Below are 10,055 nucleotides of genomic sequence, written 5' to 3' on the forward strand. Positions count from 1 at the left end.
CAGGGTCGAATATTGAGGCTCCGCGGGGGTGCCGGCCCCTGGGTCAAGGGGGCTGGCACCACAACCATTGTGTAGGGTATTGCTAAATGTCCGTCTTTCGGGGGCCGCTGCTTGGCGGTATGATGTTGCTGTGATAGAGGCATCGTCAGGACAAATCGGCTTGATGGAACCGAAGTCGTCGGCCGCAACGCCCCGCAAGGTGCTGATCTGGCATTGGGGACGACGGGGCGGCGGCGTAAGGTATACCTATGAGCTGGTGCGCGAGCTCAGGAAGCATCCTGAGCTCGAACTGCATCTGTCGCTCTCACGGCAGGGGGACATCATTGCCGATTTCGACGCGCTTGGGCTGCCGGGCTATCACGTCGACACCTACACGAACGTCTCGTCGGCCATCCTTGCACTGCTACGCGTTCCGATCGTTCGACATCGATTTTGGCGTTACGTGCGCGAGCACGACATCTCCGTGGTGGTCTGCACGATGAGCCATCTGTGGAACGTCCCGACCCTGTGGCGCAAGCCGCGGGACGTTGCTTACGTGTTCGTCCTGCATGATCCAAAGCCGCACGCCGGGGACGACATCGCCATCCGCAAATGGATGCTCGACACAGAAATCGCCGCAAGCGATGGCATCGTTGCGCTGACCGAGTACACCCAGAAGTCGGTTACGACGAACAACAGTTTTCCTGTCGACCGCGTGTGGATCGCCCCGCTGGGGATCTTCCCCTATGCCGAAACCAGAAACCCCGCTCCCGCGCGAACCGGGCGCACGGTCCAATTGCTCTTTTTCGGACGCCTGCTGCCCTACAAGGGACTGGATATCCTTCTTGACGCCTACAAGATCATGAAGCGCGAGGGCAAGGATGTCGGGCTTCGCATCATCGGCCCGGGCGATATCGAGCCGTATCGGGCGCAGATCGCCGGGCTCGAGGACGTCTTCGTCGATAACCGATGGATCCCCGAAGAGGATGTCGGCGAGGTCTTCGAAGGAATTGATATCGTCGTTGCGCCATATCGCGGCGCGAGCCAGTCCGCCGTGCTTGCGACGTCAGGCGCGGCCGGAATTCCGGCCGTCGTGACACCCGTCGGAGGGCTTGCCGAGCAGGTCCTGCACGAGCAGACCGGTCTGGTCGCGGCAGACTCGACACCGGCCGCGCTTGCTGCCGCACTCAGCCGGCTCGTCGATGACGAAGCTTTGCGGCTGCGTTGCGGGGCGGCGGCGAGGGCTCACGCTATGAGCGAGTTGTCGTGGTCCGCCATCGCTGGGAAATTCGCGTCAATTCTCACGTCAATCACTCCACGCCGGAAGTCCGAAACGCGATAATGTGTGGCATCATCGGAATTGCGGGCAGTAAGGCAGGCCGGATCGATCGCCAGATTCTGGTCCGGATGACCGATGCGCTTGCGCATCGCGGCCCGGACGGCGACGGCCACTGGATCAGCGAGGATGGCCGCGCCGGATTTGGCCATCGCAGGCTTTCGATCATCGACCTGTCGTCCGCCGGAGCGCAGCCGATGATCTCGGCGTCCGGCCGTTATGCGCTGACGTACAATGGCGAAATCTACAATTACCGCGACCTGCGCCGCGACCTCGAGGCCAGGGGCCATCAATTCAATGGTCACTCGGATACCGAGGTCGTCGTTGCGGGCTTCGAGCATTGGGGCATCGATGAGACGATCTCGCGGTGTGCCGGCATGTTTGCGCTTGCCGTCTGGGACGAGCGCGAACGCACGCTTGTGCTCGCGCGCGATCGGCTAGGCATCAAGCCGCTCTACTATAGCGTCGTGAACGGGACGCTTGTCTTCTCCTCGGAGCTGCGCCCGATCGTAGTGCAGCGGGGAGAGCTCCCTCCGATTTCACTGCCGGCTTTGTCCGAATTCCTGCGCCTCGGCTACGTTCCTGCGCCCTTCAGCATTTTCGAGTGCGTGTCCAAGCTGCCCGCTGCGACCATGCTCAGGTTTCGCGACGGGCATGCAAGCGAGCCGAGAGCCTATTGGTCGATCCCGGAGGTCGTCGCGCGCGGCATGTCGAGGCCGCGGGCGAACGAAGAGGAGGTGCTGGAAGAGCTCGATCAGCGCCTGCGCGGCATCGTCGCCGAGCACATGATCTCCGATGTGCCGCTCGGGGCGTTCCTGTCCGGTGGCATTGATTCCAGCTCGGTCACGGCCATCATGCAAGCCGTGGGCGGAGCGGCCACCAAGACTTTCTCGATCGGCTTTGACGATCCGAGCTACAACGAAGCCAAGCACGCCGCCGAGGTCGCAAAGCACCTTCAGACCGACCACACCGAGCTCTACGTCTCGGATGCCGATGCGATGGCCGTCATTCCCTCGCTCCCCGACATCTATGACGAGCCCTTCGCCGATATCTCGCAGATACCGACCTATCTCGTCTCGAAACTCGCGCGACAGCAGGTGACGGTTGCGCTGTCCGGTGACGGCGGCGACGAATTGTTCGGCGGCTACAACCGTTATCTGTTCGTCGCCGATTACTGGAAACGTCTGACCAGGATCCCCCATGCATTGCGTCGCATGGCTGCATCCGGATTGTCCTCGGCATCGCCTGCGAGCTGGGATGCCGCGTTTCGTGCGCTGAGCTGCGTCCTGCCGCCCCACCTGCAGCCCGCGCTGCCGGGGCAGAAGATCCACAAGGTCGCGTCCGTGCTCGCATCCTCGACCCTGTACGAGCTGCAGAGCAGGCTGGTGTCGCAATGGGCCAATCCCGAAACCGTGCTGGTCTCGTCTGACGGTGTCGCGCTTGCGAGACCCGCGCCGTCGGCGCTGGCGCCCGACGTTCCCGCCACCGCGGAGCAAATGGCCTGGGACATGTCGACGTATCTCGTGGACGACATCCTGACCAAGGTCGATCGGGCAAGCATGCGCGTCGGGCTCGAGGCGCGCGTGCCGCTGCTGGATCATCGCCTGGTCGAGTTCGCCTGGGAGATTCCCATCTCGCTGAAGTTCAGGAATCATTCCGGAAAATACATCTTGCGGCGTTTGCTGGAGCGTTACGTGCCGCGTGAGCTGTTCGAACGTCCCAAGATGGGTTTTGGCATTCCGATCGACAGCTGGTTGCGTGGTCCGCTGAAGGGCTGGGCATCCGATTGGCTGTCGTCCGGGAGCGACGAGTTTTTCGATCGCAAGGCCATCGGCGATAACTGGCAGCAGCATCAGATCGGCCGGGTCAATCGCGGCGGTCAGCTCTGGACCGTGCTGATGTTCGACCTGTGGCTTGAGCGGGCACGGCGATGGGTCTGAGTTCCTACGTGCCGTGGTGGGCCAAGCTGAGCATCAAGCTCGGGCTCGCGCGCCTGCCTGTCCCTTACGCGCTCTGGAAACGCATCGGGCTCTTCCGCCACGGCGAGATGATGGTGCCGGAGCGCGCAATCTCCGCCTTCGAGAGCCATTTCCAGTCCGCCGTGGAGCACGGGCAACTTCCTGCGAAGTTTCGTTCCCTCGAGCTTGGACCGGGCGATTCGGTGCTGTCGGGCTTCGTCGCGCGCGCCTTCGGTGCTGAAAAGGCCTGGCTTGCGGATGCGGGGCCGTTTGCAGAAACCGACATCTCCGGATGCCGCGAGCTTCTCGCACTGCTTGCCTCGCGCGGGCGAGCCGTTGTGCCGCTGAAGTCGGCGACCCTCCAGGATGCGATGGCGGAGTTCGACGTCGTCTACCTGACGGAAGGTACGAGCTCGCTCAAGACCATCCCGGACCAGTCGGTCGATTTCATCTGGTCCCAGGTCGTGCTCGAGCACATCTACCGCGATGAATTTCCGGCCCTGATGAAGGAATTGCGCCGGGTCATTGCTCCCGGCGGGATCGGCGTTCACAGCATCGATTTTCGCGATCACCTCGGAGGTGGCCTGAACAACCTGCGCTTCGGCGAGGACGTCTGGGAAACCCAGGCCTTCCGAACCTCGGGCTTCTACACCAATCGCATCCGCCCGCGCGAAATGATCGGTATGATGAAGGCGGCCGGCTTCAGCGTCGAGGTCATCTCGGAGCAGCGATGGCCGGACCTGCCATTGCCTCGCGATCGGATGGCGCCGCAATTTCGGCCGTTTGCCGACGAGGATTTCATGGTTTGCGAAATCCGTGTGATCTTGAGGCCGGTGTGAGCGAGGCCTCCGTTCTCGATCGCAAGCGGTTGCTGTTCGTCGTGACAGAGGACTGGTACTTCGTCTCCCATCGCCTGCCGATCGCCCGCGCGGCGCTGGCCGCCGGCTACGAGGTATTGGTGGCGACGCGGCTGGGCGAGAAGGCCGAAGCCATCACGCGCGAGGGATTCATGCCCATCGGCCTGCAGCGCATGCGGCGCTCCGGCCGAAATCCGTTCCGCGAGCTCGCAAGCATCGCCGAACTGGTGGCGCTCTACCGAAGCCATCGCCCGAGCATCGTTCATCACGTGGCGATGAAGCCCGTTCTGTACGGTTCGATCGCGGCACGGCTCGCGGGCGTGGCGGCAATCGTCAACAACGTCGCGGGATTGGGGTTCGTCTTCTCGTCCAAGGCGGTCTATGCCCAGACCCTCCGCCGCGTGATCGTTCCGCTGCTGAGGTTTGCGCTGAGCCAGCGGCAGGCGTTGACGATTGTCCAGAACAGGGATGATGCGCGGGTATTGGCCGATGAAATCGGCGTCGCGCCGGACAAGATACGCCTCGTCAAGGGATCGGGCGTCGATCTCGCACAGTTCTCGCAAGCGCGCCAGGAAGGTTCTCCGCCCATCGTCCTCCTGGCGTCCCGGATGATCAAGGAGAAGGGGGTCGAGGATTTCGTGCAAGCCGCAGCTCTGCTGCGGAAGAGCAACGTGGCTGCAAGGTTCGTCCTTGCGGGCGCGCCCGACCCCGAAAATCCGCACTCCATTCCTGAAGCCGTGCTCAGGCAATACCACGAGGTTGGCCTCGTCGAGTGGTGGGGGCATTGCGACAACATCCCCGAGATCATCCGTGAGGCGGCGATCGTCTGTCTGCCGACCACGTACGGGGAGGGCATTCCCAAGACCCTGATCGAAGCCGCCGCGGGCGAGTGCCCCATCGTCACCTATGATGTGCCGGGCTGCCGGGAGATCGTGACCGATGGTGTCAACGGCAGGCTCGTCCCGGCCGGAGATGTCGGCCAGCTCGCCCAGGCCCTTGCGCAGTTGGTGGCAGATCCGGAGCAACGAAGGCGCATGGGAGCGCAAGGGCGAAAGCTCGTCCAGGCGGAATTTTCCCAGGAGATCGTCGTTGCCCAGACACTTGCGATCTACTCCGAGCTTTTAGCGCGATGAGGGTCCTGGTCGTCGGCGCTTCGGGGTTCGTCGGCGGGCAACTGGTCCGTCGCCTTTCTGCCGACGGAATTCCGCTTTGCGCGGCTGTCCATCGTAATCGCGCAGACCTGCCCGCCGGCATCGATGTCGCCGAGAACGTCGATCTCGAAGGCTCCTTCGATTGGACATCTGCGATCGCGGGATGTGACACCGTTGCGCATTTGGGAGCGCGGGTGCATGTGATGCGCGAGAGCAGCGCTAATGCCCTGGACGCATACCGCCGCGTCAATGTGGACGGTACGTTGTCTCTGGCGCGTCAGGCCGCCGCTGCCGGCGTTCGCCGCTTCGTATTTCTCAGTTCGGTCAAGGTGTGCGGCGAATACACTGCTCCGAACACGCCCTTTGTCGAAACCGCAACGCCGCGTCCGCAAGACCCGTACGGGGTGTCGAAGCTCGAAGCCGAACGCGGCCTGCTCGAGCTCGGTCGCGCGAGCGGAATGCAGATCGTCGTTCTGCGTCCGCCCTTGATTTATGGGCCGGGCGTGCGCGCGAATTTCCTGTCGATGATGCGCTGGTTGCGGCGCGGAGTCCCGCTGCCGCTTGGCCGCATCGAAAACCGCCGCAGCCTGATCGGTGTCGGCAACATGGTCGATCTGATCTGCACCTGCTTGCAACACCCAGCGGCTGCCGGAGAGGTCTTCATGGCCAGCGACGGCGAGGACTTGTCGACACCCGAGCTTCTGAAAAGGTTGGCGGCGGCTCTCGACACCAAAGCCCGTCTGCTGCCCGTTCCCGTCCGTCTGTTGGAGGGCGTGGCCGCATTGGCGGGGCAGCGGGCACTGGCGCAGCGGCTCTGTCTCTCGCTCTGCGTCGACAGTCAGAAGGTCCGCACGATGCTCGATTGGAGACCGCCCTTCCGCGTCGACGAGGAATTGCGCCGCACCGCGCGCGCATTCCTGGCTTCTCGCTAAGACTGGCAGACGGGGACCAGCGAAGCGCTATGGCCTCTTGGCTTCGCGGCGGTATTCGAGTTCGCCGTCCGCCAGCAGCCTGACGACGTCCTTCATGAAGATCTTTGCTTCCCAGCCGAGCATCCGCTTCGCCTTGGCAGGGTTGGCGGAATTGCACTTGAGGTCGATCGGACGAAACAGGCTTTCGTCGAAGTCGATGTGTTTTTCCCAATCGAGCCCGAAATAGTTGAATGCCTCGCGGACGAAGCTCTCGAGCGTGTTGGTTTGTCCTGTTGCGATCACGAAGTCCTCGGGCGCGTCGGCCCTGAGCATCATCGCCATGGCTTCAACATATTCCGGCGCCCAGCCAAAGTCCCGGGAGATATGCAGGTTCCCAATTCGCAGGCTGTCGGTCTTCTTTTCGGCGATGTCGGCAGCGCCCGCGACGATCTTGCGGGTGACAAAGCGCTGCGGACGCAACGGCGAGTCATGGTTGAACAACAGCCCCGAGCACGCAAACAGCCCGTGCGCGTCTCTGTAATTTGCCACCGTCCAAAATGCCGCGGCCTTTCCGACGCCATAAGGGCTTCGCGGACCGAACGGGGTGGATTCGTCGGCGGGCAAGTCGGTATTGCCGAAGCATTCACTCGAGCACGCGTTGTAAACGCGGGAGCTCAATTTCAGCCGATAGACAGAATCGACGATATTATGAGCACTGAAAATGGTGGATTCCAGCGTCTGGACCGGTTGGTCAAATGACAGGCCGACGGAAGATTGACTTGCGAGATTGTAGATCTCGTCGGGAGTCGTGTCGGAAATGACGCGCAGGACACTGCCGAAGTCGGCAGGATCCACGGAGTGGAGCGTCACCCGATCGCGGATACCCAACCGCTGCAGGTTCGCGAAGATGCCTAACTCCTTGTCGCGGGACGTTCCATGGATCGCATAGCCGCGCTTGAGTAGATGCGCGGCCAGCAACGAGCCGTCCTGTCCGGAGATTCCGAAAATAAGGGCCTTTTTGGACATGGCGAGCTGACTTCCGAACCGCGATTTGCGCTACCATAGCTAGCTTTAAAGATGGACCGCCTCAAGAGCTAGCGGCTTGGGCGAAGCCCATCGCCGAAAGATAGGGGATTGCAACAGGGGGGCTTCCTAGCTAACGAGACGTTGCAGCGCAGTTCTGGCGGGAGCGGACAGGTTTGCCAACTATCCGAAACATTGGTGTCATAGGCCTTGGCTACGTCGGGCTTCCAGTGGCGGTTGCGTTTGGTCGCGCCGGGTATCGGGTCATCGGATTCGACATCAGCGCGGAGCGGATCGCCGAGTTGCGCCGAGGTCAAGACCGTACGCGCGAAATCGGGGCGGCCGATCTGAATGCCGCACGGATCGAATACACGGACCGGCCGGCAGACCTGGCCGTGGCGGACTTCTTCATCGTCACGGTTCCAACGCCGATTGACGGCGCAAACAAGCCTGACCTGCGTGCGCTGTTGAGCGCATCCAAGTCGGTCGGTGGCGCCTTGAAGAAGGGAGACATCGTCGTTTACGAGTCAACGGTCTATCCCGGCGCGACCGAAGAGGAATGCGTGCCGGTTCTCGAGCGTGCCTCCGGACTCAAGGCGGGCGTCGATTTCCATGTCGGATACTCGCCTGAGCGGATCAATCCCGGCGACAAGGAACATCGCTTCGAGACTATCCAGAAGGTGGTGTCTGCCCAGGATGCCGAATCGCTCAGGATCGTCGCCGACGTCTATGGCGCGGTCGTCAAGGCCGGCATCTACCAGGCGCCTTCGATCAAGGTCGCCGAAGCGGCAAAGGTGATCGAGAACACGCAGCGCGATCTCAACATCGCCTTCATGAACGAGCTCTCGCAGATCTTTCACGCGCTCGATCTCGATACCGGCGACGTGCTGGCGGCTGCCCGCACGAAGTGGAATTTTCTCCCGTTTCAGCCCGGCCTGGTCGGAGGACACTGCATTGGGGTCGACCCCTATTATCTGACCCATCGCGCCGAGATGGCGAAATACCATCCTCAAGTCATCCTTGCGGGGCGGCGCATCAATGACGACATGGGCGCACGGATTGCGCGAGAGTGCATTCGGCGTCTTCTGAAGAGGGGATCCCGCGGCGGGGTCGTCACGGTGCTCGGCGTGACGTTCAAGGAGAACGTGCCGGACTTGCGCAACTCCAAGGTCGTCGACATCGTCCGTGAACTGGAATCGTTCGGCATCAAGGTTCAGATCAGCGATCCCTGGGCGGACCGCGCCGAGGCGCTCCACGAGTATGGGATTGAGCTCTCCGATCACAAGGAGCAGCAGCCGGCCGACGCGGTCGTGCTCGCCGTGGCGCACGACACTTTCGTCAATCTGGGCTGGCCATTCTTGCAGACGCTCCTGAAGGAGGGGCAGGGTCTGGTCCTGGACGTCAAGTCCCGGCTGGATCGGGCGAGCAAGCCGGCCGAGATAGAACTCTGGCGACTTTAGGTCCTGAGCAGGTAACGGGCGCGATGACTGATCAAAAGATTCTGGTGACCGGCGCCGCCGGCTTCATAGGTTTTCACGTCGCGCATCGGCTTGCGTCGGCCGGTCGGGAGGTCGTTGGTCTCGATATCGTCAATGACTATTATGATCCCACGCTGAAGGAAGCGCGCCTTCGTGTACTGCAGGAGTTTCCATCCTTCCGCTTCGTCAGGATGGATCTCGCCAATCGCGATGCAATCGCTCCATTCTTTTCCGAATCCCGCTTTTCCCACGTCGTGCATTTGGCGGCTCAGGCCGGCGTGCGATATTCTCTGGAGAATCCGCACGCTTACGTCGATGCGAACCTGCAAGGATTCATGAACATCCTTGAGGGCTGTCGGCACACGCAATGTCGGCATCTTCTCTATGCTTCGTCATCCTCTGTGTATGGCTCGAACACGAAGCTGCCGTTCTCGGTCCACGACAACGTCGATCACCCGATCAGCCTCTACGCGGCCTCCAAGAAGGCAAATGAGCTGATGGCGCATGCGTACAGCCATCTCTTTTCCCTGCCGACCACGGGCCTGCGGTTTTTCACGGTGTACGGACCGTGGGGGCGGCCCGATATGGCGATGTTCATCTTCGCAAAGGCGATCGTGGAGGGCAGGCCCATCAAGCTGTTCAATCACGGGCAGATGTCGCGCGACTTCACTTACGTCGACGACGTCGTGGAGGCCATCGTCCGGCTGATCGATCGGCCACCGGCCCCTGGGCGGCAGGCTCCGACGGATACTCCGGATCCCTCACGCAGCGCCGCGCCCTGGAAGATCTATAACATCGGGAACAACAGGCCCGAGCAGCTCATGGACGTCGTTGCCCTGCTCGAGAAGGAACTCGGTCGTGTTGCAGCGAAGGAAATGCTTCCGATGCAGCCCGGCGACGTCCCGGCGACATACGCCGACGTCGACGATCTGATGCGCGACGTCGGTTTCCGGCCGTCAACCAGCGCCGAAGAAGGAATCAGCAAGTTTGTAAAATGGTATCGCGGATACCACGGGGTCTGACCGCATAAAGGTCCTTCGCGATCCGGCTTCTCCGCCTAGTGGCTCGTCACCGTGATTTTGACTCTTTGGACGTATCTGGATAGGCGCGGCCCAGTTTGGCGCGAGCTTTGTCTGTTGTGAACATCCAGTTGATGCGGGCGCGAGCTTTGTTTCGCTGCCGCTCCCATGCTGCGATCTCATTTCTGAGGTGTTTTGGATCGTCGATTCGGCGGCTGAGACACTGCCCTTGGAGAACGCCGATCTCGATCTCGACCATGTTAAGCCAACTGGCATGTTTCGGGGTGTAGTGGAACTCGAGGCGACGCAGGATACGGCGGGCCTCAGCGGGCGCAAAGGCCTG

At 61.9% G+C, this 10,055-nt stretch carries 9 protein-coding genes; 7 read left to right on the plus strand and 2 right to left on the minus strand.

Annotated elements, in window-relative coordinates; all coding sequences use genetic code 11:
• The first annotated feature begins 28 nt into the window (after positions 1–28).
• From K289_RS46530 to K289_RS0136810, 5 genes are read left to right on the plus strand one after another with little or no spacing between them, the layout of a single operon-like run.
• The gene (locus K289_RS46530) at positions 29–1,321 is read left to right on the plus strand and encodes a glycosyltransferase family 4 protein (protein ID WP_156918385.1); all 1,293 of its coding nucleotides are present in this window, start codon (positions 29–31) and stop codon (positions 1,319–1,321) included.
• Complete coding sequence (gene asnB / locus K289_RS0136795) at positions 1,321–3,255, plus strand: asparagine synthase (glutamine-hydrolyzing) (RefSeq protein WP_027555989.1); 1,935 nt, start codon at positions 1,321–1,323, stop codon at positions 3,253–3,255. The genes K289_RS46530 and asnB overlap by 1 nt, the downstream gene beginning before the upstream one ends.
• Positions 3,246–4,112: a class I SAM-dependent methyltransferase gene (locus tag K289_RS0136800; protein WP_027555990.1), complete on the plus strand. Its 867-nt coding sequence runs from the start codon at positions 3,246–3,248 to the stop codon at positions 4,110–4,112. Before asnB ends, K289_RS0136800 begins: the two co-directional genes overlap by 10 nt.
• 29 nt (positions 4,113–4,141) lie before the next feature.
• Positions 4,142–5,263, plus strand: a complete 1,122-nt coding sequence (locus K289_RS0136805; RefSeq protein WP_198024844.1) for a glycosyltransferase family 4 protein — start codon at positions 4,142–4,144, stop codon at positions 5,261–5,263.
• Complete coding sequence (locus K289_RS0136810) at positions 5,260–6,213, plus strand: SDR family oxidoreductase (protein WP_027555992.1); 954 nt, start codon at positions 5,260–5,262, stop codon at positions 6,211–6,213. The genes K289_RS0136805 and K289_RS0136810 overlap by 4 nt, the downstream gene beginning before the upstream one ends.
• A 27-nt stretch (positions 6,214–6,240) precedes the next feature.
• Here K289_RS0136810 and K289_RS0136815 read toward each other — a convergent pair whose 3' ends face one another.
• Positions 6,241–7,218 carry a GDP-mannose 4,6-dehydratase gene (locus tag K289_RS0136815; RefSeq protein ID WP_027555993.1) on the minus strand — a complete coding sequence of 326 codons (978 nt, stop codon included), beginning with the start codon at positions 7,216–7,218 and terminating at the stop codon, positions 6,241–6,243.
• A gap of 182 nt (positions 7,219–7,400) precedes the next feature.
• Between K289_RS0136815 and K289_RS0136820 the strand changes: the two genes are divergently transcribed.
• Positions 7,401–8,675, plus strand: a complete 1,275-nt coding sequence (locus tag K289_RS0136820; RefSeq protein ID WP_027555994.1) for a nucleotide sugar dehydrogenase — start codon at positions 7,401–7,403, stop codon at positions 8,673–8,675.
• Positions 8,676–8,698: 23 nt separating this feature from the next.
• Positions 8,699–9,715, plus strand: a complete 1,017-nt coding sequence (locus K289_RS0136825) for an NAD-dependent epimerase (protein ID WP_027555995.1) — start codon at positions 8,699–8,701, stop codon at positions 9,713–9,715.
• A 46-nt stretch (positions 9,716–9,761) separates the two neighbouring features.
• Here the strand turns inward: K289_RS0136825 and K289_RS49510 are convergent.
• Positions 9,762–10,055: transposase (locus K289_RS49510; RefSeq protein ID WP_198024845.1), on the minus strand; the 294-nt coding region annotated here is incomplete at its 5' end.

It is taken from the genome of Bradyrhizobium sp. Cp5.3, from assembly GCF_000426265.1.
In the GTDB taxonomy this organism is placed as follows: Bacteria; Pseudomonadota; Alphaproteobacteria; order Rhizobiales; family Xanthobacteraceae; genus Bradyrhizobium; species Bradyrhizobium neotropicale.